At 54.2% G+C, this 26,323-nt stretch carries 20 protein-coding genes, 2 tRNA genes and 3 rRNA genes; 22 read left to right on the top strand and 3 right to left on the bottom strand.

Features of this window, described 5'->3' with window-relative positions:
- The first annotated feature begins 73 nt into the window (after positions 1–73).
- From rmuC to tatD, 8 genes are all read left to right on the top strand, one after another.
- Complete coding sequence (rmuC, locus tag PW844_RS19330) at positions 74–1,588, top strand: DNA recombination protein RmuC (protein ID WP_299455364.1); 1,515 nt, start codon at positions 74–76, stop codon at positions 1,586–1,588.
- 75 nt (positions 1,589–1,663) lie between these two features.
- Complete coding sequence (gene ubiE, locus PW844_RS19325) at positions 1,664–2,422, top strand: bifunctional demethylmenaquinone methyltransferase/2-methoxy-6-polyprenyl-1,4-benzoquinol methylase UbiE (RefSeq protein ID WP_299455362.1); 759 nt, start codon at positions 1,664–1,666, stop codon at positions 2,420–2,422.
- Between the two features lie 12 nt (positions 2,423–2,434).
- On the top strand, positions 2,435–3,040 hold the full coding sequence (locus PW844_RS19320) for an SCP2 domain-containing protein (protein ID WP_299455360.1): 606 nt from the start codon (positions 2,435–2,437) through the stop codon (positions 3,038–3,040).
- The gene (gene ubiB, locus PW844_RS19315) at positions 3,037–4,674 is read left to right on the top strand and encodes a ubiquinone biosynthesis regulatory protein kinase UbiB (RefSeq protein ID WP_299455358.1); all 1,638 of its coding nucleotides are present in this window, start codon (positions 3,037–3,039) and stop codon (positions 4,672–4,674) included. The genes PW844_RS19320 and ubiB overlap by 4 nt, the downstream gene beginning before the upstream one ends.
- A 110-nt stretch (positions 4,675–4,784) precedes the next feature.
- Complete coding sequence (gene tatA / locus PW844_RS19310; RefSeq protein WP_084871739.1) at positions 4,785–5,039, top strand: Sec-independent protein translocase subunit TatA; 255 nt, start codon at positions 4,785–4,787, stop codon at positions 5,037–5,039.
- A 2-nt stretch (positions 5,040–5,041) separates the two neighbouring features.
- Positions 5,042–5,569: a Sec-independent protein translocase protein TatB gene (gene tatB / locus PW844_RS19305; RefSeq protein ID WP_299455355.1), complete on the top strand. Its 528-nt coding sequence runs from the start codon at positions 5,042–5,044 to the stop codon at positions 5,567–5,569.
- A 2-nt stretch (positions 5,570–5,571) separates the two neighbouring features.
- Positions 5,572–6,348: a Sec-independent protein translocase subunit TatC gene (tatC, locus tag PW844_RS19300; protein ID WP_299455353.1), complete on the top strand. Its 777-nt coding sequence runs from the start codon at positions 5,572–5,574 to the stop codon at positions 6,346–6,348.
- 87 nt (positions 6,349–6,435) lie between these two features.
- Positions 6,436–7,218, top strand: coding sequence for a 3'-5' ssDNA/RNA exonuclease TatD (gene tatD / locus PW844_RS19295; protein WP_299455351.1), 783 nt, complete (start codon positions 6,436–6,438; stop codon positions 7,216–7,218).
- Here tatD and rfaH read toward each other — a convergent pair.
- Positions 7,215–7,703 carry a transcription/translation regulatory transformer protein RfaH gene (rfaH, locus tag PW844_RS19290; protein WP_208713605.1) on the bottom strand — a complete coding sequence of 163 codons (489 nt, stop codon included), beginning with the start codon at positions 7,701–7,703 and terminating at the stop codon, positions 7,215–7,217. The two genes, tatD and rfaH, sit on opposite strands and share 4 nt — an antisense overlap.
- A gap of 208 nt (positions 7,704–7,911) precedes the next feature.
- On the opposite strand from rfaH, the gene pepE reads away from it, so the two are divergent.
- The 3 genes from pepE to fre all read left to right on the top strand — a co-directional run bounded on the left by pepE (position 7,912) and on the right by fre (position 10,946).
- A complete protein-coding gene (pepE, locus tag PW844_RS19285; protein ID WP_299455348.1) occupies positions 7,912–8,643 on the top strand; it encodes a dipeptidase PepE in 732 nt (243 codons plus the stop codon).
- A 74-nt stretch (positions 8,644–8,717) separates the two neighbouring features.
- The gene (ubiD, locus tag PW844_RS19280) at positions 8,718–10,202 is read left to right on the top strand and encodes a 4-hydroxy-3-polyprenylbenzoate decarboxylase (protein WP_299455346.1); all 1,485 of its coding nucleotides are present in this window, start codon (positions 8,718–8,720) and stop codon (positions 10,200–10,202) included.
- Between the two features lie 42 nt (positions 10,203–10,244).
- The gene (gene fre / locus PW844_RS19275; protein WP_299455344.1) at positions 10,245–10,946 is read left to right on the top strand and encodes an NAD(P)H-flavin reductase; all 702 of its coding nucleotides are present in this window, start codon (positions 10,245–10,247) and stop codon (positions 10,944–10,946) included.
- A 52-nt stretch (positions 10,947–10,998) separates the two neighbouring features.
- Here the strand turns inward: fre and fadA are convergent, their stop codons facing one another.
- Positions 10,999–12,162, bottom strand: a complete 1,164-nt coding sequence (fadA, locus tag PW844_RS19270; RefSeq protein WP_299455342.1) for an acetyl-CoA C-acyltransferase FadA — start codon at positions 12,160–12,162, stop codon at positions 10,999–11,001.
- Positions 12,163–12,172: 10 nt separating this feature from the next.
- Entirely contained in the window at positions 12,173–14,356 is a 2,184-nt protein-coding gene (gene fadB, locus PW844_RS19265) for a fatty acid oxidation complex subunit alpha FadB (RefSeq protein ID WP_299455340.1), read from the bottom strand.
- Between the two features lie 187 nt (positions 14,357–14,543).
- Here fadB and pepQ point away from each other — a divergent pair, with 187 nt between their 5' ends.
- The 11 genes from pepQ (at position 14,544) to birA (ending at position 26,316) form a co-directional block, all read left to right on the top strand.
- Positions 14,544–15,875 carry a Xaa-Pro dipeptidase gene (gene pepQ / locus PW844_RS19260; RefSeq protein WP_299455338.1) on the top strand — a complete coding sequence of 444 codons (1,332 nt, stop codon included), beginning with the start codon at positions 14,544–14,546 and terminating at the stop codon, positions 15,873–15,875.
- Complete coding sequence (locus PW844_RS19255) at positions 15,875–16,492, top strand: IMPACT family protein (RefSeq protein ID WP_299455336.1); 618 nt, start codon at positions 15,875–15,877, stop codon at positions 16,490–16,492. Before pepQ ends, PW844_RS19255 begins: the two co-directional genes overlap by 1 nt.
- A 28-nt stretch (positions 16,493–16,520) precedes the next feature.
- Entirely contained in the window at positions 16,521–17,972 is a 1,452-nt protein-coding gene (gene trkH / locus PW844_RS19250) for a Trk system potassium transporter TrkH (RefSeq protein WP_084871748.1), read from the top strand.
- A gap of 17 nt (positions 17,973–17,989) precedes the next feature.
- Positions 17,990–18,526: a menaquinone-dependent protoporphyrinogen IX dehydrogenase gene (hemG, locus tag PW844_RS19245; protein ID WP_299455330.1), complete on the top strand. Its 537-nt coding sequence runs from the start codon at positions 17,990–17,992 to the stop codon at positions 18,524–18,526.
- 371 nt (positions 18,527–18,897) lie between these two features.
- Positions 18,898–20,440 (top strand): 16S ribosomal RNA (locus PW844_RS19240).
- Positions 20,441–20,512: 72 nt separating this feature from the next.
- A tRNA-Ile gene (locus tag PW844_RS19235) sits at positions 20,513–20,590 on the top strand.
- 36 nt (positions 20,591–20,626) lie between these two features.
- Positions 20,627–20,702 (top strand) — tRNA-Glu (locus PW844_RS19230).
- A 325-nt stretch (positions 20,703–21,027) separates the two neighbouring features.
- A 23S ribosomal RNA gene (locus PW844_RS19225) occupies positions 21,028–23,948 on the top strand.
- A gap of 106 nt (positions 23,949–24,054) precedes the next feature.
- Positions 24,055–24,170: ribosomal RNA gene (rrf, locus tag PW844_RS19220) — 5S ribosomal RNA — on the top strand.
- Together the 16S, 23S and 5S rRNA genes with 2 tRNA genes alongside form the textbook arrangement of a ribosomal RNA operon.
- Before the next feature lie 149 nt (positions 24,171–24,319).
- The gene (gene murB, locus PW844_RS19215; protein ID WP_299455328.1) at positions 24,320–25,357 is read left to right on the top strand and encodes a UDP-N-acetylmuramate dehydrogenase; all 1,038 of its coding nucleotides are present in this window, start codon (positions 24,320–24,322) and stop codon (positions 25,355–25,357) included.
- A complete protein-coding gene (gene birA, locus PW844_RS19210) occupies positions 25,354–26,316 on the top strand; it encodes a bifunctional biotin--[acetyl-CoA-carboxylase] ligase/biotin operon repressor BirA (RefSeq protein ID WP_299455326.1) in 963 nt (320 codons plus the stop codon). The genes murB and birA overlap by 4 nt, the downstream gene beginning before the upstream one ends.
- Positions 26,317–26,323 lie beyond the last annotated feature (7 nt).

The raw sequence follows: 26,323 nt of genomic DNA, 5'->3' as shown, positions 1-26,323 counted from the left end.
TGGCAAAATTGTCTGGACATTTATACAGTGCGCCTCTACCTTTTCCCTCAGCGAGAGGATCCACGGGGGAATTATGGATCAGCAACTTATCATTATCAGCGGCGTACTGGCGCTGGCCGGGTTCGGCCTGGGCTGGATAGTGGCGCAGCTGCGCGCGGGCCATCAGCACGCCAGCTTTTTAACCGAACGCCGCTTGCTGGAAGATGCACAGCAGCGCCAGCAGCAGCAACTGGAGCTGACGCAACAGCAGGTACAGCAGCGTGAACAGGAGCTGCGTCAGCTGCATGGTGCGCTGAGTGGTGCGCAGGAGCGCCTGCAACAACTTGACTACTGGCGTGGCGAAAGCGAACAGCTGAGCCGTGAACTGCGTAACCAGCTGGAAGTGAACAGCGCGCAGGAAGCCGAGCTACGCGAAGTCACCATCCGCCTGGAAGAGACGCGTTTCGCCGCTGAGGAGAAACAGCGTCTGCTCACCAACAGCGAACAGCGTCTGAGCGCGCAGTTCGAAAATCTTGCCAATCGCATCTTCGAAAACAGCGGTCGTCGTGTTGATGAACAAAACCGCCAGAGTCTGAATAACCTGATCAGCCCGCTGCGCGAGCAGCTGGACGGTTTTCGTCGTCAGGTAAATGACAGCTTTGGTCAGGAAGCGCGTGAACGCCATACGCTGGCCCATGAAATCCGTCAGCTGCAACAGTTAAATGCGCAGATGGCGCAGGAAGCGATTAACCTCACCAAGGCGCTGAAAGGCGACAACAAAATCCAGGGTAACTGGGGCGAAGTGGTTCTCAGCCGGGTGCTGGAGGCATCGGGCCTGCGCGAAGGTCATGAGTATGAAACCCAGGTCAACATTCAGCTGGAGTCGCAGGGCAGGATGCAACCGGATGTGATTGTGCGTCTGCCGCAGGGCAAGGATGTGGTGATTGACGCCAAAATGACGCTGATCGCCTATGAACGCTATTTCAATGCCGAAGATGAGGCCACCCGCGAGCAGGCGATTCAGGATCACGTCAACGCGGTGCGCGGCCATATTCGCCTGCTGGGACGAAAAGATTATCAACAATTGCCCGGTTTACGCTCCCTGGATTATGTGTTGATGTTTATCCCGGTTGAACCGGCTTTCCTGCTGGCGATCGATCGGCAGCCAGAGCTGATCAGCGAGGCGTTGCAGCAGAATATCATGCTGGTCAGCCCCACCACGCTGCTGGTGGCGCTACGCACCATCAACAATCTGTGGCGTTATGAGCATCAGAGCCGCAACGCACAGCGCATTGCCGATCGTGCTGCACGGCTGTATGACAAAATGCGGCTGTTTGTCGACGACATGAGCGGCATTGGTCACAACCTGGATAAAGCGCAGCAAAGTTACCAGCTGGCGATGAAAAAACTGGCGGAAGGGCGCGGCAATCTTATTGCGCAAAGTGAAGCGTTCCGTTCGCTGGGCGTCGAGATCAAACGCCCCATCAATCCGCAGCTGGTGGCGCAGGCGCAACCGTCAGAGACGGAAGAGGATTGGGCCGATGACGACGAGCCTGATGAAAAAGCAGAAGATTCTGCCGCCGCTTCCCTGCGCCGCATCAACGAATAGCACGCCGGTCGCGTGCCCGGCCAGCGCAACTCTGATACACTTCGGGAAGAATTGTTTGTGGAACAGGTAAAACCCATGGCAGATGAATCACAGCAGGAAACTACCCACTTTGGCTTTCAGACCGTCGCGAAAAGCGAAAAGGCAGATAAAGTCGCCGACGTGTTTCACTCCGTAGCGGCAAAATATGACCTGATGAACGATCTGATGTCCTTCGGCATCCATCGTGTCTGGAAGCGTTTCACCATCGACAGCAGCGGCGTGCGCCGTGGTCAGCGCGTGCTGGATTTGGCCGGTGGTACCGGCGACCTGACGGCGAAATTCTCGCGTCTGGTAGGCGAAACCGGCCAGGTGGTGCTGGCGGACATCAATAGCTCAATGCTGAAGATGGGCCGTGAAAAACTGCGTAATCTCGGCATTGCTGGCAACGTCAGCTATGTGCAGGCCAACGCCGAAGCATTGCCTTTCCCGGATAACTATTTCGATTGCATCACCATCTCTTTTGGTCTGCGTAACGTGACGGAAAAAGAGAAAGCGCTGGCTTCCATGTTCCGCGTATTGAAGCCAGGCGGACGCCTGCTGGTGCTGGAATTCTCCAAACCGCTGATCGAACCGCTGAGCAAAGCCTATGATGCTTACTCGTTCCACATTCTGCCGCGTATTGGTCAACTGGTGGCGCAGGATGCCGAAAGCTATCGCTATCTGGCGGAATCGATCCGTATGCATCCCGATCAGGAAACCCTGAAGGCGATGATGAATGACGCGGGTTTTGAGAATACCACCTACTTCAACATGACTGGCGGCATCGTCGCGTTGCATCGCGGCTTTAAGTTCTGACAAATCATGGCCATGACTTTCACTCCTTTGATTACCGGCGGTCTTGAGACCGCCCTCAATCGTGTTTTGTATCGCGATCGCAGCCTGAAAGCGGCACGCCAACGTCTGGCGGGCAAAGTGCTGATGTTACGGTTGCAGGAACTCTCATTCCCGCTGGTGCTGGTGTTCAGCGAAAATCAGCTGGATGTGCTTGGCGACTGGCAGGACAGCAGCGATTGCACCGTCAGCCTGCGCCTTAGCACCCTGCCGAAATTGCGTGACCGCCAGCAACTCACCGGCCTGATTCGCAGCGGCGAGCTGGAAGTGGAGGGGGATTTGCAGGTGGTGCAGCAATTCTCGGCGTTGATGGATCTGGCAGAGCTGGATCCGGCGGAATATCTCGCGCCGTGGATTGGTGATATCGCCGCGCAGGGTATCAGCCAGGCCGCACAGCGCGCGCTGAAGTTTGTGCAACACGAGGTGACGCGTCGCCAGGATTACCTGGGTCAGACCCTCACTGAAGAGTGGCGACTGGCGCCGGGTGCGCTGGAACTCGCCTGGTTTTGCGAGGAAGTGGAAGCGATGGAACGTTCGCTCAATGCGTTAGAGGCGCGTTTAGCACAGCTGGAGGCGAAATGACGCTGGGAGAAATTCGGCGCTTATATTTTATCGTAAAGGTCTTTCTCAGCTATGGCCTTGATGAACTGATTCCCCACATGCGTATCACGCTGCCCCTGCGTTTATGGCGGCGCTGCATTTTCTGGATCCCCAACAAACACAAAAACGAATCGATGGGCGTGCGGATACGTCTGGCGATGGAGCAACTGGGGCCGGTGTGGATCAAGTTCGGTCAGATGCTCTCGACACGGCGCGATCTGTTTCCCCCGGCGATCGCTGATGAGCTGGCGATCCTGCAGGACCGCGTTGCACCGTTTGATGGCGTTAAAGCCAAAGCGCAAATCGAGAAAGCGATCGGCGGGCCGGTGGAAACCTGGTTTGACGATTTCGAGATCACGCCACTGGCCTCGGCGTCTATTGCTCAGGTCCATACCGCGACCCTGAAAGAGAATGGTCGTGAAGTGGTGATCAAAGTGATCCGCCCGGATATCCTGCCGGTGATCAAAGCGGATATGAAGCTGATCTACCGCCTGGCGCGTTGGGTGCCGCGTTTGCTGCCGGATGGGCGTCGTCTGCGTCCGCAGGAAGTGGTGCGCGACTACGAAAAAACCTTGATTGATGAACTCAATCTGCTGCGTGAAGCTGCCAACGCGATTCAACTGCGTCGTAACTTTGACCAGAGCCGCATGCTGTATGTGCCGGAAATCTTCTCCGATTATTGCAGTGAATCGATGCTGGTAATGGAACGTATCTACGGCATTCCGATCTCTGACGTCGCCACGCTGGAGCAGCATGGCGTCAATATGAAGCTGCTGGCCGAGCGTGGTGTGCAGGTGTTCTTCACCCAGGTGTTCCGTGACAGTTTCTTCCATGCCGATATGCATCCCGGCAACATCTTCGTCAGCTACGACCATCCGGAAGATCCGCAATATATCGGCATCGACTGCGGTATCGTCGGTTCGCTGAACAAAGAGGATAAACGTTACCTGGCGGAAAACTTTATCGCGTTCTTTAACCGCGATTACCGCAAGGTGGCGGAGCTGCATGTTGATTCCGGCTGGGTGCCGCCGGATACCAACGTCGAAGATTTTGAGTTTGCGATTCGTACCGTGTGTGAACCGATTTTTGAGAAGCCGCTGGCAGAGATCTCCTTTGGCCATGTGTTGCTCAACCTGTTCAACACCGCACGTCGCTTCAACATGGAAGTGCAGCCACAGCTGGTGCTGTTGCAGAAAACCCTGCTGTATATCGAGGGGATTGGCCGTCAGCTCTATCCGCAGCTCGATTTGTGGAAAACCGCTAAACCGTTCCTCGAAGACTGGATTAAAGATCAGATTGGTATTCCGGCCATCTGGCGCGCGGTGAAAGACAAGGCTCCCTTCTGGGCAGAAAAACTGCCGGAGCTGCCGGAACTGTTTTACGACAGCATGCGCCAGCACAAATTGCTACAGCACAGCGTCGATAAACTGGTCACCGATATGAATGCGCAACGCACCCGTCATAACAAGGCGCGTTATCTGTTCGGAGTAGGGGCTACACTGTTATTAAGTGGCACCGCAGTGCTACTGAGTCGGCCTGAGTGGGATTTGTTTCCCGCGATTTTAATGGCCGCAGGCATCGTTACCTGGCTGATAGGCTGGCGCAAGACAAACTGATTGTCAGCCAGATCTAAAACGCGTAATGTCGCATGCTAAGGCCCGAAATCATATGGGCTTTCTGTGTGTTACATTCAACAGTTTTTCACAGAATATTAGAGGCATATCTCATGGGCGGTATCAGTATTTGGCAATTGTTAATCATTGCCGTCATTGTTGTACTTCTGTTCGGTACCAATAAGCTACGCAATCTGGGTTCGGATTTAGGGTCTTCCATCCGTGGCTTCAAAAAAGCGATGGGTGACGAAGACGAGAAAAAGGATCAACCGAAAGAGCAGGACGCTGACTTCAACGCCAAAACCCTGGCAGATAAACAGCAAACCTCGGCTAGTAAAGACGACGCCAGGAACGACAAGCAGGTATAACTGTGTTCGACATTGGTTTTAGTGAACTGGTATTGGTGTTCGTTATCGGGCTGATTGTTCTCGGTCCGCAACGATTACCGGTTGCGGTAAAAACCGTAGTGGGCTGGATTCGTGCAATTCGCTCGCTGGCGGCTAACGTGCAGAATGAACTGGCGCAGGAACTGAAACTGCAGGAGCTGCAGGATAGCCTGAAGAAGGTGGAAGAAGCGGGCCGTGGCACGCTGTCACCGGAACTGAAAGAATCGATGGAAGAGTTGCGTAAAACCGCCGATTCCATGAAACGTTCTTATCAGCAGAGCATCGATATAGAGAAAGCGGAAGATGAAGCGAATACCATTCATACGCCGCCACCTGCTGCTTCTGTGCCACCGGTAACGCCTGCGACAGCAGTAACGCCCGCAACAGCAGAACATCAGGCCAGCGCGCCAGCGCAGGCACCGCACGCTGCTCCATCTGCCGTGGACAAACCCGACACCGCCAGTGCGCCTCGCAGCACAGCGCCAACTCCTTCTGCAAATGATGAACGATAAACATGGCCGTTGAAGATACACAACCGCTCATCAGCCATCTGATTGAGCTGCGCAAGCGTCTGTTAAACTGCATCATCGCGGTATTTGTCATCTTTCTGGCGCTGATCTACTTCGCCAATGATATCTACCATATTGTGGCAGAGCCGTTGATCAGGCAGATGCCAGCCGGTGCTACCATGATTGCGACCGAAGTCGCATCGCCGTTCTTTACCCCGATAAAGCTCACCATCATTGTTTCGGTGTTTCTGGCCGTACCGGTGATTCTGTATCAGGTATGGGCGTTCATTGCGCCTGCGCTGTATCGCCATGAGCGCAAGCTGGTGATGCCGCTGCTGTTCTCCAGCACGCTGTTATTTTACGTCGGTGTGGCTTTTGCTTACTTCATCGTGTTCCCGCTGGCGTTTGGCTTCTTTGCCAAAACCGCGCCGCAGGGCGTGCAGATCGCCACGGATATCACCCACTATCTCGACTTCGTCATGACCCTGTTCCTGGCATTTGGGGTGGCGTTTGAGGTGCCGGTGGTGATTGTGCTGCTGTGCTGGACCGGGATCACCACGCCGGAAGATCTGAAAAAGAAACGTCCCTACATTCTGGTTGGTGCGTTCGTTGTTGGGATGTTGCTCACACCACCGGATGTTTTCTCACAAACTTTGCTCGCTATTCCGATGTACTGCCTGTTTGAAGTCGGCGTATTCTTCTCCCGCTACTATGTGGGGAAAGGACGAAAGTCGGAGTCGGATTCAGAATCGGTTGACGAGGAGCATCACACCGAATCCTGATATCCAGGCTGAGTATCCCGCGTGCGAGCGGGATGATGATGAATCTGAACCGCCCGCTTGTTGGGCGGTTTTTATTTGGGAAAAAACATGTTTGATATCGGTGTAAACCTGACCAGCACGCAATTCGCCAAAGATCGCGAACAGGTGGTGACGCGTGCGCGCGACGCAGGCGTCACCGGCCTGTTAATCACGGGCACCAACGCGCTGGAAAGCCAACAGGCACAGCGGCTGGCTGCATTGCATTCTGGCTACTGCTGGTCAACCGCAGGTGTGCATCCGCACCATGCCAGCGAATGGTCGGCAGAAACTGCCAACACCCTGCGCCGCCTGGCAGAAAGTGAGCAGGTGGTGGCGATTGGTGAATGCGGACTGGACTTTAACCGCAACTTCTCCGCCCATGACCAGCAGGAATACGCCTTCGATGCGCAACTGCAGCTGGCGGCTGAATTACAGCTGCCGGTATTTCTGCATTGCCGCGAAGCGCACGCGCGTTTTGCTGCGATTCTGCAACCCTGGCTGCCAAAACTGGTGGGTGCGGTGGCGCATTGTTTTACCGGCACGCGCGAAGAACTGGAGGCCTGCCTGGCGCTGGGGCTGTCAGTGGGAATTACCGGTTGGGTATGCGACGAACGCCGTGGCATGGGGCTGCGTGAACTGTTGCCATTGATTCCGGCTGACCGCCTGCTGCTGGAAACCGATGCGCCTTATTTGCTGCCGCGTGATATGCATCCGCGTCCGACGTCGCGTCGTAATGAACCGTGTTTTCTGCCGCACATCGTGCAGCAAGTGGCGTTATGGCGTAATGAGGATGCAGCAACGCTGGGCGCACAGGTGGATTACAACGCGCGCCAGCTGTTCAGATTGGTTTAGGCTTTGCGGAACTGTTTGTTATCGACGCTGCGCATAACCTGCTTATTCAGCAGGTTCAGCAGCAAGATGGAACGGGTCTCGCCATCCGGCTCGGCAAAAATGGCACGCAGACCTTCGAAGGTGCCATCGGTGATGATCACTTCATCACCGACCTGTGGCGTTTCCGGGTCCAGCAGGATCTGTGGCGCGTCACTTTGCAGTGCTTCGATCACTTCATACGGCACCGTCGCCGGCATCGCCCCGAAGCGCACGAAATGGCTGACACCACGCGTGCTGCTGATGGTGGTGGTATGAATCGCTTCCGGATCGAATTCAATAAACAGATAGTTGGGGAACAGCGGTTCACTTACGGTGGTGCGTTTGCCACGAACGATTTTTTCCAGAGCAATCATCGGGCTGAGGCAATTTACCTCCTGCCGCTCAAGATGCTCTTTCGCGCGCAATAGCTGTCCACGTTTGCAATAAAGTAAGTACCAGGATTCCATAACTGCTCCCAAAGAATGGACGCTAAGAATAGCAAACCTGCTTTCAGAGTTATAGCGCATCGGCCGGGGTAAACGCAGCTGTAAAACAAATTTCACTACGATTTTTCTGAGTCTGAGACCTTTTTGATCGTTTTCTGTAAGAAAATTGACGTCTGGCAATCTTCTGTATCAGACTCCTTCACCATCTTATGAATGAAAGGACCGTCTGATGGAACTGTTCCTGTTAAGCAACGGCAAGCTGGCCGACGATGCTCCGTTGCTGAGTTATGCCCACCCACAGCTTCATGCGATGATTGCACAACGCGGTATTACTTCTGCGGTGCTGGTACCCTACGCTATTATTCGTGGTGATCATGCCCAGCGCGCGCAGGATCTGAGCGATTCACTCGGTATTCAGGTGCGCACCGTGCATGAGTTCGCTACTCCGGTCGAAGCGATTGAACAGGCAGAACTGATTCTGGTGAGCGGCGGCAACACCTGGCTGCTGAACCAGATGCTGCATGAACAGGGTTTGATTGTGGCGATCCAGCGGGCGGTGCGTGAACGTCACGTGCCTTACGTTGGCTGGAGCGCCGGTTGCAACGTGGCGACACCTTCCATCCGTACCACCAATGATATGCCGGTGCGCAGCAGCGTGGTGTTGCCTGCGCTGGGGCTGTTCCCGGTACAGATCAATCCGCATTACCTCGATGCACACGTCAGCGGCCACATGGGGGAAACCCGGGATGAGCGTCTGGCAGAGTTCTGTGCGGTCAACCCGAGCGAATCGGTGATTGCGCTGCGCGAAGGCAGTTTCCTGCATGTCAGCGAAGATCGTCTGCGTTACTACAGCGCGCGTGGTGAAGATTTTAAAGTTTTCCGCCATGGTGAACCCATTGCTGCGTACCACGATGTCCTGGCGTTGCAATCGCTGGTGCCATTCTCCTGTCAGCCCGCCTGACGCAGAAACCTCAACAAGCCTGCGGAATCGGCCCTATAATGGCCGATTATCTCAGGCCGGAAAGCTAACCCTACATGAAATATCAGGATTTACGTGATTTCCTTGCGCTGCTGGAGCAGCGGGGCGAGTTAAAACGCATCACTCAGGCGATCGATCCCGAACTGGAGATGACCGAAATTGCTGACCGTACCCTGCGTGCGGGCGGTCCGGCGTTGCTGTTCGAAAACCCGAAAGGCTACAACATGCCGGTGCTGTGCAACCTGTTTGGTACGCCGAAACGCGTGGCGATGGGCATGGGGCAGGAAGAGGTCAGTGCGCTGCGCGAAGTGGGCAAACTGCTGGCATTCCTGAAAGAACCTGAGCCGCCAAAGGGCTTTCGCGACCTGTTTGACAAGATGCCGCAGTTTAAGCAGGTGCTGAACATGCCGACCAAACGGCTGCGTAATGCGCCTTGTCAGGAAGAAGTATTCAGCGGTGATGAGGTCGATTTATCGCGCATTCCGGTGATGAAATGCTGGCCGGATGATGCCGCACCGCTGATCACCTGGGGCCTGACGGTGACGCGCGGACCGCATAAAGAGCGCCAGAATCTCGGGATTTATCGCCAGCAGGTGATTGGCAAAAATCGTCTTATTATGCGCTGGCTATCGCATCGCGGCGGCGCGCTCGATTTCCAGGAGTGGTGTAAAGCTCACCCCGGCGAGCGTTTTCCGGTTTCTGTCGCCCTCGGTGCTGATCCGGCAACCATTCTGGGTGCGGTGACTCCGGTACCGGATACCTTATCGGAATACGCCTTCGCGGGCCTGCTGCGTGGCAATAAAACTGAAGTGGTGAAGTGTCTGTCTAACGACCTCGAAGTCCCCGCCAGCGCTGAAATCGTGCTGGAAGGTTACATCGAGCCGGGCGATATGGCGCCAGAAGGTCCGTACGGCGATCACACTGGCTACTACAATGAAGTAGATAACTTCCCGGTGTTTACCGTGACGCATATAACGCAACGTCGTAACCCGATTTATCACTCAACCTATACCGGCCGTCCACCGGATGAACCGGCGGTGCTGGGCGTTGCGTTAAATGAAGTGCTGGTGCCGATTCTGATCAAACAGTTCCCGGAAATTGTTGATTTCTATCTGCCACCGGAAGGCTGTTCGTATCGTCTGGCAGTAGTGACGATGAAAAAACAGTATGCCGGTCATGCGAAGCGCGTGATGTTTGGCGTCTGGTCGTTCCTGCGGCAGTTCATGTACACCAAATTTGTTATTGTGTGTGACGATGACGTCAACGCGCGTGACTGGAATGATGTGATTTGGGCGATTACTACGCGTATGGACCCGGCGCGCGACACGGTGATGGTTGAGAACACGCCAATCGACTACCTCGATTTTGCCTCGCCGGTCTCCGGGCTGGGGTCGAAGATGGGACTCGATGCCACCAATAAATGGCCAGGTGAAACGACGCGTGAGTGGGGAACCCCGATTGTCAAAGATCCGGCGGTGACGGCGCGCATTGACGCCATCTGGGATGAGCTAGGTATCTTTGCCGAGCCGCCGCAGCGCTGACGGCGGTGAATAACCATAAAAACGACCCGACAGAGGGAACGCATGACAACGTTAAGCTGTAAAGTGACTTCGGTTGAAGCGATTACTGATACCGTCTACCGCGTCCGTTTAATTCCGGAAGCGAATTTTAGCTTTCGTGCCGGACAGTACCTGATGGTGGTCATGGACGAACGGGATAAACGCCCATTCTCCCTGGCGTCCACGCCGATGGAAAAAGACATCATCGAGCTGCATATCGGCGCATCGGAGCTCAATCTCTATGCCATGGCGGTGATGGAACGTATCCAGAATCAGCGTGAAATCACCGTAGACATGCCGCATGGTGATGCCTGGCTGCGTGAAGATAGTGATCGTCCCATCATCCTGATTGCGGGAGGAACCGGATTTTCCTACGCCCGTTCCATTCTGCTGACCGCACTGGCACAGCAGCCCGATCGTGATATCGCGATTTACTGGGGCGGTCGTGAACTGACCCATCTCTACGATCTCGATGAACTGAATGCGCTGGCGGTTAAGCATCCCAATTTGCAGGTGATCCCGGTGGTTGAACAGCCGGAAGCGAGCTGGCAGGGACGTACCGGTACGGTACTGACGGCGGTGATGCAGGACTACGCTTCATTAGGCGGGCACGATATTTATATTGCTGGCCGGTTCGAAATGGCGAAGATTGCGCGTGAACGCTTTTGTGCGGAACGTGGTGCGCTGGAAGCACAGATGTTCGGCGATGCTTTTGCGTTTATCTGATCGGGTAAAAAGCCCGCCCGAGAGGGCGGGAAATCATGCAGTGGTCAACGTATTACAGACGTTCGAATACGGTTGCGATGCCCTGACCTAACCCAATACACATGGTCGCCAGACCAAACTGCACATCGCGTTTTTCCATCAGATGCAGCAATGTGGTGCTGATACGCGCACCGGAACATCCCAGCGGATGACCGAGTGCAATTGCGCCGCCATTCAGATTCACCTTCTCATCTATCTGTTCCAGCAGGCCTAAATCCTTCAGGCAGGGTAGTGTCTGGGCGGCGAAGGCCTCGTTGAGTTCGAACAGGCCAATATCCTGCACTGTCAGACCGGCGCGCTTCAGCGCCAGCTTACTGGCTGGCACCGGGCCATAGCCCATAATGGAAGGATCGCAGCCGACCACCGCCATGCTGCGAATGCGTGCGCGGGGTGTCAGGCCCAGTTCGCGCGCCCGGCTTTCGCCCATAATCAACATTGCGGCCGCACCGTCGGAAAGGGCCGAGGAAGTACCGGCAGTGACGGTACCGTTGACCGGGTCAAATGCCGGTTTCAGCGCGGCTAATCCTTCCAGGCTGGCATCTTCGCGGATTACTTCATCGGCGTCATAGCGTTTCAGTACGCCATCAACATCATGACCATAGGTCGGGATAATTTCACGCTTAAAATCGCCGCGCTGGGTGGCCTGCCAGGCACGCTGATGTGAGCGCAACGCAAAGGCATCCTGTTGTTCGCGGCTGATATGATGCATACGCGCCAGCATTTCGGCAGTCAGCCCCATCATCCCTGCGGCTTTCGCCACCGTACGGCTCAGGCCAGGGTGGAAATCTACACCGTGGCTCATCGGCACGTGGCCCATATGTTCGACACCGCCAATCAGGCAACTTTGCGCATCGCCTACCATAATGGCGCGCGCCGCATCGTGCAGTGCCTGCATCGACGACCCACATAAGCGGTTCACGGTGCTGGCGGGTACGCGATGCGGGATCTCTGCCAGCAGCGCCGCATTACGGGCAATGTTAAAACCCTGCTCCAGCGTTTGCTGTACGCAGCCCCAGATGATGTCATCCAGCGTGGCGGGGTCGAGCGCTGGGTTGCGGCTGAGTAATTCACGCATCAGATGTGCTGAGAGATCCTCTGCGCGTACCTGACGAAACGCACCGCCTTTGGAACGGCCCATCGGTGTGCGGGCGGCATCGATAATAACGACATTTTCCATTGTAAAATCCTCAGGCAGTTTGCAGCGCGGCTTCATCAATCGGAAGAGCTGCGGGATACCAGCTTTGATGCTGATGGGCCATATGTACCAGTAACTCCGGCAGCGCATACAGCGGGCCGAGTGCGGTATAACGTTTCGCCTGATCCACCACTGTGCTGTTCCCCAGCGTATCCATATAACGGAAGGCACCACCGCGGAACGGCGGGAAGCCGAGACCATAGACCAGCGCCATGTCTGCTTCGGCGGGAGAGGCGATAATCTTCTCTTCCAGGCAGCGCACTACTTCATGCAGCATCGGCAACATCATGCGGTTGGTAATCTCTTCATCGCTGAAGACGCGTTTCGGCTGGCACACGTGCTGCAACAGGGTATCGACCTCGGCATCGGCTTGTTTCTGTGCCTTGCCCTTTTTGTCCTCTGTCCAGCGCCAGAAACCCAGACCGTTTTTCTGACCGTAGCGCCCGGCCTCGTAAAGTACGTCGATGGCGTCGCGATAATCTTTCTGCATCCGTGACGGGAAGCCCTGTGCCATCACCTGCTGGGCGTGATGGGCAGTATCAATGCCGACCACATCCAGCAGCCACGCCGGGCCCATCGGCCAGCCAAACTGTTTTTCCATCACTTTGTCGATCTGACGGAAATCGGCACCGTCGCGCAGCAGCAGACTGAAGGCGGCAAAGTACGGGAATAGCACGCGGTTAACAAAGAAGCCGGGACAGTCATTGACCACGATGGGCGTCTTGCCCATTTTGCTGGCCCAGGCGACGACTTTACCAAGTGTCTCCTCAGAGGTTTTTTCCCCACGAATCACTTCAACCAGCGGCATGCGCGGCACTGGATTGAAGAAATGCATGCCGCAGAAGTTTTCAGGTCGTTGCAGCGCCTGCGCCAGCTGGCTAATCGGAATCGTCGAGGTGTTCGACGCCAGAATGGCGTCATCACGCAGATGCTGCTCGGTCTCGGCCAGCACTTTGGCTTTGATTTGCGGGTTTTCCACCACCGCTTCAACTACCACATCGGCGCGTTCAAATCCGGCGTAGTCCAGTGTGGGCTGGATAGTGGTCAGTACGCTGGCGAGTTTCGCACCATCAATTTTGCCGCGCTCCAGCTGCTTATTCAGCAGTTTGCTGGCCTCTTTCATACCGAGCGCCAGTGCCTGTGGATTGATATCTTTCATCTGCACCGGCACGCCTTTCCATGCTGACTGATACGCAATCCCGCCTCCCATAATGCCCGCACCGAGCACCGCCGCCTGCGCCGGGGTGCTGGTGGCATTCCCCCGCTTTTTGGCTAATCCTTTGACGTATTGATCGTTAAGGAAGATGCCGACCAGCGCGCGTGCTACGTCACTTTGCGCCAGTGGCACAAAGGCAGCGGTTTCCAGTTTTAATGCGTCATCACGGCCGAGGCCAGCGGCGGCTTCAATGGTTTTTACCGCCGTGATGGGGGCTGGATAATGTTTGCCTGCGGTTTGCAGCACCATGCTTTTGGCGATGGTGAAGCTCATGGCGGCTTCGATCGGGCTGAGTTTCAGCGGTGCCAGCTTCGGTGTGCGACGTGCCTGCCAGCTGCCCTGGATGATGGCGTCCTGGAGTACGATTAATGCGGCGCTGCGCAGTTTATCGCTACTCACGACCGCATCGACCAGGCCCAGTTTCAGCGCGCTGATGCCATCGACATCTTTGCCAGCGGCGATAATCTCCAGTGCGCTGTCGGCACCGAGCAAACGCGGCAGGCGGACGCTGCCGCCAAAACCGGGCATGATGCCCAGTTTAGTTTCCGGCAGACCAATGCGGGTTTGTGCGGTGGCGATACGGAAGTCGGTGGCGAGTACGCACTCGCAGCCACCGCCCAGTGCATAGCCGTCGATCGCGGCAACGGTGGGTACCGGCAGATCTTCCAGACGATTAAAGATGCTGTTGGCAAAGGCCAGCCACTGGCTCAGCTTTTCAACCGGGGCATCGAACAGGGAAAGAAATTCGGTGATGTCGGCACCAACGATAAACGCTGGTTTCGCCGAAGAGAGCAGCAGGCCGCGCAGTGCAGGCTGTTGTTCCAGTACACCCAGTGCCTCACCCAGGGAGGCAACGGTTTTGGTATCGAGTTTATTCACCGAACCGGGTGCGTCAAAAACCAGCTCGGCGATGCCATCGTCAAGCCAGCGAACAGAAAGGGTATCGCCTTGGTAGAGCATATCCGTCTCCTGAAACCGCGAAAGTTGATCTGGTCATACCAGATGATGGTGAGTGTGGGTGTCATGTTAATTTTTTGCAAACGAGAGTTTGCTTATTTGATACAGCGATCACAGCGTGTGGGGGCACGGCAACAAGGACACGGCTATGCTACACTGCGGCCATTTTCGCGATATCGGAGACAAGTCCATGGATTCACTGAAGACCCTGTATCACGCGCATATCAACACGCTGCAACAGCGTGCGCAGCAGGTGCTGGCGCGTTTTAAACTTGATGCCATGCTGATTCATTCTGGCGAGTTGCTGACCGTGTTTCTCGACGATCATGACTATCCGTTCAAAGTGAATCCGCAATTCAAAGCCTGGGTGCCGGTCACGCAGGTGCCGAACTGCTGGTTATGGATCGACGGCGTGAATAAACCGAAGCTGTGGTTTTATTCGCCGGTGGATTACTGGCACAACGTGGAGCTGCTGCCCAATAGCTTCTGGACCGGGGACGTTGACGTTATCGGCCTGAAAAACGCCGATGAGATAGGGCAACTGCTGCCAGCTCAGCGCGATAATGTGGCTTACATCGGGCCGGTGCCAGCGCGTGCCACGCAGCTGGGTATCAAAGCCGACAGCATCAACCCCAAAGGGGTGATCGATTTCCTGCATTACCACCGCAGCATCAAAACCGATTATGAACTGGCCTGCATGCGTGAAGCACAAAAGCTGGCAGTGGCCGGGCATCGCGCCGCCAAAGAAGCCTTTTTCTCTGGCATGAGCGAGTTTGATATCAACATTGCCTACCTGAGCGCCACCGGACATCGCGATATCGACGTGCCTTACGGCAACATCATCGCGCTGAATGAACATGCCGCTGTGTTGCATTACACCAAACTGGATCATCAACCACCGGCGAAACGTTATAGCTTTTTGATCGATGCCGGAGCGGAATATCTGGGCTATGCGGCCGATTTGACCCGCAGCTATGCCGCACAGGCGAAATCGCGCTATGCCGAAATGGTTGAGGCAATGAATAAAGAGGAACTGGCGCTGATCGCGACCCTCAAGGCTGGCGTACGCTATACCGATTACCATCTGCAGATGCATCAGCGCATTGCGCGCATGCTGCTGAGGTTTGACCTGGTGAAAGGGCTGAGTGAAGAAACGCTGGTGGCGGAAGATTTAACCGGTCCGTTCATGCCGCATGGTCTGGGTCACCCGCTCGGTCTGCAGGTACACGACGTTGCTGGCTTTATGCAGGATGATAACGGCACGCATCTGGCTGCTCCGGCGCAATATCCGTATCTGCGTTGCACCAGAGTACTGGAGCCGGGCATGGTGATGACCATCGAACCGGGTTTCTACATTATCGATTCCCTGCTGTCGTCGCTGCGCAGCGGCAAATATAGCCAGCACTTTGACTGGCAGGCGATTGATGCGTTGAAACCTTATGGCGGGATTCGCATTGAGGATAATGTGGTGATCCATGCCAATCGGATTGAAAACATGACGCGCGATCTGCATCTGGCCTGATGAATGCTTATGACATTCCCGCTGAGGCTGTGAGTCTCAGCGAGGAAACCATCAAGAAAAGCCGCTTTATTACGCTGCTGGCGCATACCGACGGCGTAGAAGCGGCGCGTGCTTTTGTGCAGCATATTAAAGCTGAACATCCCACGGCCCGCCATCACTGCTGGGCATGGGTAGCCGGTGCGCCGGATGATTCACAGCAGCTTGGCTTTTCTGATGATGGTGAACCCTCGGGTACGGCGGGAAAACCGATGCTGGCGCAGCTGATGGGGAGCGGTGTCGGTGAAATTACCGCTGTTGTGGTGCGTTACTATGGCGGCATTATGCTTGGTACGGGTGGGCTGGTGAAAGCCTATGGCGGCGGTGTCCAGCAGGGGTTAAAGCAGCTGACACGTTGCCGTAAAGTACCGATGCAATCTTTTACTCTGCAATGCGAATATGCACAGTTCAGTGATATTGAACGTCTGCTGCAGCGCTTTGACGGCAGAGTGGAAGCGAGCCATTATCTGGATCGCATTACACTGCAACTGGCATTACCGCATAGCCAGATCGAAGGCTTTCGGCAAAACCTCTCTGACTACAGTCGGGGCGTGCTGACGCTCATCCCGCTGGAAAACTAAGAATATCTCTTTGAAAGGAAACGGCTGAATGCATTTTCGTGCCATTACCCGCATTGTGGGCCTGCTGGTGATTCTGTTCTCAGTGACCATGATCGTGCCCGGTCTGGTGGCCCTGATTTATCGTGACGGTGCCGGACGGGCGTTCAGTCAGACCTTTATGATGGCGCTGGTGATTGGCTCATTGTTGTGGTGGCCCAATCGCAAGCAGAAAACGGAACTGAAGCCACGCGAAGGGTTTCTGATCGTGGTGCTGTTCTGGACCGTGCTGGGCAGCGTGGGGGCGATGCCGTTTATGTTTGCCGAGCAGCCGCATTTGTCGGTGACCGATGCCTTCTTCGAATCCTTTTCAGGATTAACCACCACCGGAGCGACAACGCTGGTGGGATTGGATTCACTGCCTAAAGCGATTCTTTTCTATCGTCAGATGCTGCAATGGCTCGGGGGGATGGGGATTATCGTGCTGGCGGTGGCGATCCTGCCAATTCTTGGGGTAGGGGGGATGCAGCTGTACCGCGCTGAAATGCCGGGACCGCTGAAAGATAATAAAATGCGCCCACGCATCGCGGAAACGGCCAAAACATTGTGGCTGATCTATGTGTTACTCACTGTAGCCTGTGCCGTCGCGTTGTGGCTGGCGGGAATGCCGGTGTTTGATGCCATCGGCCATAGTTTTTCCACCATCGCTATCGGGGGCTTCTCTACCCATGATGCCAGCATCGGTTACTTCAATAGCCCGACCATTAATACCATCATCGCAGTATTCCTGCTGATCTCCGGCTGTAACTATGGCTTGCACTTCTCTTTACTGAGCGGGCGTAGCCTGAAAGTGTACTGGCGTGATCCGGAGTTCCGGATGTTTATCGGCGTGCAACTGACGCTGGTGGTGATCTGCACGGTGGTATTGTGGTTCCATGATGTCTATTCCAGTGGCCTACAAACGCTGAATCAGGCCTTTTTCCAGGTGGTCTCCATGGCGACCACTGCCGGGTTTACTACCGATAGCATTGCCCGCTGGCCGTTATTCCTGCCGGTACTGCTGCTGTGTTCCGCCTTTATTGGTGGCTGCGCGGGTTCTACCGGCGGCGGTCTGAAGGTCATTCGTATTCTTCTGTTATGTAAACAAGGTTCGCGTGAGCTGAAGCGCCTCGTCCATCCGAATGCGGTTTACACTATTAAGCTAGGTAACCGTGCTCTGCCGGAACGTATTCTGGAAGCCGTATGGGGATTCTTCTCCGCTTATGCGCTGGTGTTCCTTGTCAGCATGCTGGCGATTATAGCAACCGGCGTGGATGACTTTTCCGCCTTTGCTGCTGTCGCCGCAACCCTCAACAACCTCGGACCGGGCCTTGGCGTGGTGGCCGATAACTTTGCTTCTATGAATGATGTGGCGAAGTGGATTTTGATTTCGACGATGTTATTTGGTCGTCTTGAGGTGTTTACCTTATTGGTTCTCTTTACCCCAACCTTCTGGCGCGAATGATAAAGCAGGATTGTGTGATGAAAGCGTTGATTGTTTACTCCAGCCGTGACGGGCAAACCCAAAAAATTGCCGGACGCATTGCGCAAACCCTGGCCCCCCAGCAGCTGTGTGATGTGATTGATGTGCAGCAGAGCACTTCCCTCGACTGGGCGCAGTATGATCGCGTGCTGATCGGTGCATCAATCCGCTATGGTCATTTCCATCCTGCTTTAATGAAATTTGTCACGACGCATCTGACGCAGCTGCAACAGCGTGCCAGTGGTTTCTTCAGTGTGAACCTGACGGCGCGTAAAGCGGATAAATGCACGCCGGAAACCAATGTCTATACCTACAAGTTTCTGACACAGTCACCCTGGCAACCCGATTGCTGTGCGGTGTTTGCCGGGGCACTACGTTATCCGCACTATCGCTGGTTCGATCGCGTGATGATTCAGTTGATTATGCGTATGACGGGTGGTGAAACCGATACATCGAAAGAAGTGGAGTATACCGACTGGCAGAAAGTCGCTCTTTTTGCCCGGGATTTTGCGCAATTACCATGCAAAACGTTGTGAAATAAAGCGTTTTGGTGAAATTTAGGCCGAACGATAATTTTTTTGCAATAAACGCTTGTCACTCAGAATTAGTCCCTATAATGCGCCTCCACTGACCGGGATTAACCGCTGCGACGGACCGGGTCGGGAAGGGAAAAGCGCTTCGTAAAAGCAAATAAAAGCTTGACTCTTCAGCGGGAAAACGTAATATACGCAACCCGCGCCAGGTGAGATTTTAGTCCTCCCCGGCCACTGCTCTTTAACAATTTATCAGACAATCTGTGTGGGCACTCACAAGACCGTATCGAAACACAAAAATACCAAGTCTTGAAGAGTGACAAACAGTTAATTCATAAGATTAACAGTATGACAATCTTTGAGCATCAAGCTTTTAATTGAAGAGTTTGATCATGGCTCAGATTGAACGCTGGCGGCAGGCCTAACACATGCAAGTCGAGCGGCAGCGGGAAGTAGCTTGCTACTTTGCCGGCGAGCGGCGGACGGGTGAGTAATGTCTGGGGATCTGCCCGATGGAGGGGGATAACTACTGGAAACGGTAGCTAATACCGCATAACGTCGCAAGACCAAAGTGGGGGACCTTAGGGCCTCACACCATCGGATGAACCCAGATGGGATTAGCTAGTAGGTGGGGTAACGGCTCACCTAGGCGACGATCCCTAGCTGGTCTGAGAGGATGACCAGCCACACTGGAACTGAGACACGGTCCAGACTCCTACGGGAGGCAGCAGTGGGGAATATTGCACAATGGGCGCAAGCCTGATGCAGCCATGCCGCGTGTGTGAAGAAGGCCTTCGGGTTGTAAAGCACTTTCAGCGGGGAGGAAGGGGTGATGTTAATAGCATCGTTCATTGACGTTACCCGCAGAAGAAGCACCGGCTAACTCCGTGCCAGCAGCCGCGGTAATACGGAGGGTGCGAGCGTTAATCGGAATTACTGGGCGTAAAGCGTACGCAGGCGGTTTGTTAAGTCAGATGTGAAATCCCCGGGCTTAACCCGGGAACTGCATTTGAAACTGGCAGGCTAGAGTCTCGTAGAGGGGGGTAGAATTCCAGGTGTAGCGGTGAAATGCGTAGAGATCTGGAGGAATACCGGTGGCGAAGGCGGCCCCCTGGACGAAGACTGACGCTCAGGTACGAAAGCGTGGGGAGCAAACAGGATTAGATACCCTGGTAGTCCACGCTGTAAACGATGTCGATTTGAAGGTTGTGGCCTTGAGCCGTGGCTTTCGGAGCTAACGCGTTAAATCGACCGCCTGGGGAGTACGGCCGCAAGGTTAAAACTCAAATGAATTGACGGGGGCCCGCACAAGCGGTGGAGCATGTGGTTTAATTCGATGCAACGCGAAGAACCTTACCTACTCTTGACATCCAGAGAAGACTTCCAGAGATGGAGTTGTGCCTTCGGGAACTCTGAGACAGGTGCTGCATGGCTGTCGTCAGCTCGTGTTGTGAAATGTTGGGTTAAGTCCCGCAACGAGCGCAACCCTTATCCTTTGTTGCCAGCACGTAATGGTGGGAACTCAAAGGAGACTGCCGGTGACAAACCGGAGGAAGGTGGGGATGACGTCAAGTCATCATGGCCCTTACGAGTAGGGCTACACACGTGCTACAATGGCGCATACAAAGAGAAGCGACCTCGCGAGAGCAAGCGGACCTCACAAAGTGCGTCGTAGTCCGGATTGGAGTCTGCAACTCGACTCCATGAAGTCGGAATCGCTAGTAATCGTGGATCAGAATGCCACGGTGAATACGTTCCCGGGCCTTGTACACACCGCCCGTCACACCATGGGAGTGGGTTGCAAAAGAAGTAGGTAGCTTAACCTTCGGGAGGGCGCTTACCACTTTGTGATTCATGACTGGGGTGAAGTCGTAACAAGGTAACCGTAGGGGAACCTGCGGTTGGATCACCTCCTTACCGAAAGATACGTATTGTGACGTGTCCACACAGATTGTCTGATAACTGTAATGAGCAAGAAAAACCTTCTATAGGCTTGTAGCTCAGGTGGTTAGAGCGCACCCCTGATAAGGGTGAGGTCGGTGGTTCATAGTGCACTCAGGCTTACCAGATTCCGCTGAAGCAGCGCTTCGCAAACGTATTTTTGTCCCCTTCGTCTAGTGGCCTAGGACACTGCCCTTTCACGGCGGTAACAGGGGTTCGAACCCCCTAGGGGACGCCAAATAACCATATTGTCTGATAATTTCAGAGCGCATTTGAAAGAGTGCGCTGCGAAATACTGCTCTTTAACAATCCGGAACAAGCTGAAAATTTGAAATAACATGCTGAGCAAAATCAGTATGCGAGTCTCTCAAAGTAAGCAAACCTAAGTAGCTGTTATGTCGATAACAATCCCCCATGATGTTGACATAGCTGAAGAATACTGAGCGAACGGCGGCAGGGCAAGGCGCCCGGCACGGAGAAACCGGAGTGGACGGTGTGTCCATGAGTCTCGGAGCAAAAGCTTGCGATTCGTGCAGCCGTTGCAAAACACCTTAGGGTTGTGAGGTTAAGTGACTAAGCGTACACGGTGGATGCCTAGGCAGTCAGAGGCGATGAAGGGCGTGCTAATCTGCGAAAAGCGCCGGTAAGCTGATATGAAGCGTTATCAGCCGGCGATGTCCGAATGGGGAAACCCAGTGCAATTCGTTGCACTATCGTTACGTGAATCCATAGCGTAACGAGGCGAACCGGGGGAACTGAAACATCTCAGTACCCCGAGGAAAAGAAATCAACCGAGATTCCCCCAGTAGCGGCGAGCGAACGGGGAACAGCCCAGAACCACCATCAGCTTTTGCATCAGGAGAACGGTCTGGAAAGTCCGGCGACAGAGGGTGATAGCCCCGTATCCGAAGGTGCAGAGTTGTGGGTTCGATGAGTAGGGCGGGACACGTGATATCCTGTCTGAAGATGGGGGGACCATCCTCCAAGGCTAAATACTCCTGACTGACCGATAGTGAACCAGTACCGTGAGGGAAAGGCGAAAAGAACCCCGGCGAGGGGAGTGAAACAGAACCTGAAACCGTGTACGTACAAGCAGTGGGAGCCCCTTGAGAAATCAGGGTGACTGCGTACCTTTTGTATAATGGGTCAGCGACTTATATTCTGTAGCAAGGTTAACCGAATAGGGGAGCCGTAGGGAAACCGAGTCTTAACTGGGCGTTAGTTGCAGGGTATAGACCCGAAACCCGGTGATCTAGCCATGGGCAGGTTGAAGGTTGGGTAACACTAACTGGAGGACCGAACCGACTAATGTTGAAAAATTAGCGGATGACTTGTGGCTGGGGGTGAAAGGCCAATCAAACCGGGAGATAGCTGGTTCTCCCCGAAAGCTATTTAGGTAGCGCCTCGTGAATTCATCTTCGGGGGTAGAGCACTGTTTCGGCTAGGGGTCCACCCCGGATTACCAACCCGATGCAAACTGCGAATACCGAAGAATGTTATCACGGGAGACACACGGCGGGTGCTAACGTCCGTCGTGAAGAGGGAAACAACCCAGACCGCCAGCTAAGGTCCCAAAGTCATGGTTAAGTGGGAAACGATGTGGGAAGGCACAGACAGCCAGGATGTTGGCTTAGAAGCAGCCATCATTTAAAGAAAGCGTAATAGCTCACTGGTCGAGTCGGCCTGCGCGGAAGATGTAACGGGGCTAAACCATGCACCGAAGCCGCGGCAGCGACACAAGTATTTTAAGGATATGTCCGTTGGGTAGGGGAGCGTTCTGTAAGCCTGAGAAGGTGGCCTGTGAGGGTTGCTGGAGGTATCAGAAGTGCGAATGCTGACATAAGTAACGATAAAGCGGGTGAAAAGCCCGCTCGCCGGAAGACCAAGGGTTCCTGTTCAACGTTAATCGGAGCAGGGTGAGTCGACCCCTAAGGCGAGGCCGAAAGGCGTAGTCGATGGGAAACAGGTTAATATTCCTGTACTGGGTGTGACTGCGAAGGGGGGACGGAGAAAGCTAGACCGGCCGGGCGACGGTTGTCCCGGTTCAAGCGTGCAGGTGGAGAGGACAGGAAAATCCGTTCTCTTATAACACTGAGGCGTGATGACGAGCCACTACGGTGGTGAAGGGGTTGATGCTACGCTTCCAGGAAAAGCCTCTAAGCACCAGGTCACATCGAATCGTACCCCAAACCGACACAGGTGGTCAGGTAGAGAATACCGAGGCGCTTGAGAGAACTCGGGTGAAGGAACTAGGCAAAATGGTGCCGTAACTTCGGGAGAAGGCACGCTGGCGTTAGGTGGAGGGACTTGCTTCCCGAGCCGAAGCCAGTCGCAGATACCAGCTGGCTGCAACTGTTTATTAAAAACACAGCACTGTGCAAACACGAAAGTGGACGTATACGGTGTGACGCCTGCCCGGTGCCGGAAGGTTAATTGATGGGGTTATCCGTAAGGAGAAGCTCTTGATCGAAGCCCCGGTAAACGGCGGCCGTAACTATAACGGTCCTAAGGTAGCGAAATTCCTTGTCGGGTAAGTTCCGACCTGCACGAATGGCGTAATGATGGCCAGGCTGTCTCCACCCGAGACTCAGTGAAATTGAACTCGCTGTGAAGATGCAGTGTACCCGCGGCAAGACGGAAAGACCCCGTGAACCTTTACTATAGCTTGACACTGAACATTGAGCCTTGATGTGTAGGATAGGTGGGAGGCTTTGAAGTGTGGACGCCAGTCCGCATGGAGCCAACCTTGAAATACCACCCTTTAATGTTTGATGTTCTAACTCCGGCCCCTAATCGGGGTCGAGGACAGTGTCTGGTGGGTAGTTTGACTGGGGCGGTCTCCTCCTAAAGAGTAACGGAGGAGCACGAAGGTTAGCTAATCACGGTCGGACATCGTGAGGTTAGTGCAAAGGCATAAGCCAGCTTGACTGCGAGAGTGACGGCTCGAGCAGGTGCGAAAGCAGGTCATAGTGATCCGGTGGTTCTGAATGGAAGGGCCATCGCTCAACGGATAAAAGGTACTCCGGGGATAACAGGCTGATACCGCCCAAGAGTTCATATCGACGGCGGTGTTTGGCACCTCGATGTCGGCTCATCACATCCTGGGGCTGAAGTAGGTCCCAAGGGTACGGCTGTTCGCCGTTTAAAGTGGTACGCGAGCTGGGTTTAGAACGTCGTGAGACAGTTCGGTCCCTATCTGCCGTGGGCGTTGGAAGATTGAGGGGGTTGCTCCTAGTACGAGAGGACCGGAGTGGACGCACCACTGGTGTTCGGGTTGTCATGCCAATGGCATTGCCCGGTAGCTACGTGCGGAAGAGATAACCGCTGAAAGCATCTAAGCGGGAAACTTGCCTCGAGATGAGTCTTCCCTGTGACCTTGAGTCACCTGAAGGGACGTTAAAGACGATGACGTTGATAGGCCGGGTGTGTAAGCGCAGCGATGCATTGAGCTAACCGGTACTAATGACCCGTGAGGCTTAACCTTACAACGCCAGAGGCGTTTTGGTTGAGAGACCAGAGAAGATTTTCAGCTTGATTCATCCGGATAGATTCGTGCGGCCTGAGAGGGCGGTGCGGATAGACAGAATTTGCCTGGCGGCACTAGCGCGGTGGTCCCACCTGACCCCATGCCGAACTCAGAAGTGAAACGCCGTAGCGCCGATGGTAGTGTGGGGTCTCCCCATGCGAGAGTAGGGAACTGCCAGGCATCAATCAAGTGAAGAAGCCCTGAACGAAAGTTCAGGGCTTTTTTACGTCCGCAGATCAGCCTCTGAGCAGTGAAAAACACGAAAACATCCCACTCGTAACAATCTGATCAGGTAAACTACGGCCAGATTAATCAGTTAAGGCCGTGAAATGTCCAGCCCCAACACTTCTCTTAAAGCTTTCAATACACTTGGCCTTGAGGTCAGTGCGAGAAATATCGTTATTGCCAATACTGCAGAAGCCATCATTGACGCCTGGCAAGGCAGTACCGCTCAGAAACAGCCTTTTATGATACTTGGTGGCGGCAGCAATGTACTGTTTCTCGAAGACTTCAACGGTACTGTGGTGATCAATACAATCAAAGGCATAGCCATAGAAGAACATCCCGAAGCATGGCAACTGCATGTTGGAGCGGGAGAAAACTGGCATGAACTGGTTGAGCAAACTTTAAAGAAAGGCATTCCTGGTCTGGAGAATCTCGCCTTGATACCGGGTATGGCTGGCTCGGCTCCAATTCAAAATATTGGTGCGTACGGTATCGAATTTAAAGATATCTGCCACTATGTTGAAGCTATACATCTACCCACCCGCCAGACGGTTCGGCTGTATCGCGAAGAGTGCGAGTTTGGCTATCGTGACAGTATTTTCAAACATGCGATGAAGAATGACTATGTCATCGTCGCAGTAGGATTACGTCTGCCTAAGCAATGGCAGCCAGTGCTGAGTTATGGTGATTTGGCACGGCTTAATCCGGCAACAGCCAGCGCGTGGGATGTATTTAATGCTGTCTGTCAGATGCGTCAGAGCAAGCTTCCTGATCCCCGGATAACAGGAAATGTGGGCAGTTTCTTTAAAAATCCACTGATCACCGCCACTCAGGCCGCAGCATTGTGTACTCAATGGCCAACGATCCCGCTCTATCCCCAACCTGAAGGTGAAGTGAAACTTGCTGCCGGTTGGCTGATCGATCAATGTCAGCTGAAGGGGCATCAGGTGGGCGGTGCTGCAGTGCATCGCCAGCAGGCACTGGTGCTGATTAATGAAAATCAGGCAACACCTCAGGATATTGTTCAGTTGGCACGCGAGGTGAGAAACCACGTCGGTGAGAAATTCAATGTCTGGCTGGAGCCGGAAGTTCGCTTTATCGATGCGCAGGGCGAACGTAACGCCGTAGAGGTGATTTCATGAAAGACCATAGTGTACCGCTAAAATTAGTCGCTTTACTCGCAGATGGAGAATTTCATTCGGGGGAGCAACTGGGCGAAGTCCTGGGTATGAGCCGGGCCGCAATCAACAAACATGTTCAAACGTTGAAGAGCTGGGGACTGGATGTTTATACCGTTACGGGTAAAGGATACAGCCTGCCAGCCCCCATTCAGTTGCTGAATGAAGAAGAAATTGTATCGCGGCTGAATCAACCTAATTTGTCTGTGATCCCTGTAATTGATTCGACGAACCAATATCTGCTTGAGCGTATGGATCAGTTGGTATCGGGTGATGCTTGTATTGCGGAGTATCAACAGGCAGGACGTGGGCGTCGTGGCAGACAATGGTTTTCACCCTTTGGTGCCAACCTGTATATGTCGATGTACTGGCGTCTGGAGCAGGGACCAGCCGCTGCAATGGGGTTGAGCCTGGTCATCGGTATCGTGATGGCGGAAGTTATTCAGTCCCTTGGCGCGAAAGATGTACGGGTTAAATGGCCTAACGATCTCTATCTGCACGATCGAAAGCTGGCTGGTATCCTGGTTGAACTTACTGGTAAAACCGGCGATGCAGCCCAGATTGTAATTGGCGCAGGAATTAACCTCGCGATGCGTTCCGAAGGCGCGTCACAAATTAACCAGGGTTGGATTAATTTGCAGGAAGCGGGGATCGACATCGATCGTAATCAGCTGGCCGCAACATTGATTAATCGTTTACGCGAAGCTTTACCATTGTTTGAACGTGACGGCCTGGCTCCCTTTATTGAACGTTGGGATATGCTCGATAACTTCATTAATCGTCCGGTCAAATTGTTAATTGGTGACCGTGAAGTTTATGGCATTGCGCGTGGCGTGGATAAGCAAGGCGGCTTGCTGCTGGAGCAGGATGGTGAAACTAAGGCATGGGTTGGTGGGGAAATTTCATTACGACCAGATAATTAACCACCAG

It is taken from the genome of Pantoea sp. (genome assembly GCF_028283705.1).
In the GTDB taxonomy this organism is placed as follows: Bacteria; Pseudomonadota; Gammaproteobacteria; order Enterobacterales; family Enterobacteriaceae; genus Pantoea.
The sequence above is the reverse complement of the archived record's forward strand: the minus strand, read 5'-3'. Positions and strand labels throughout refer to the sequence as shown.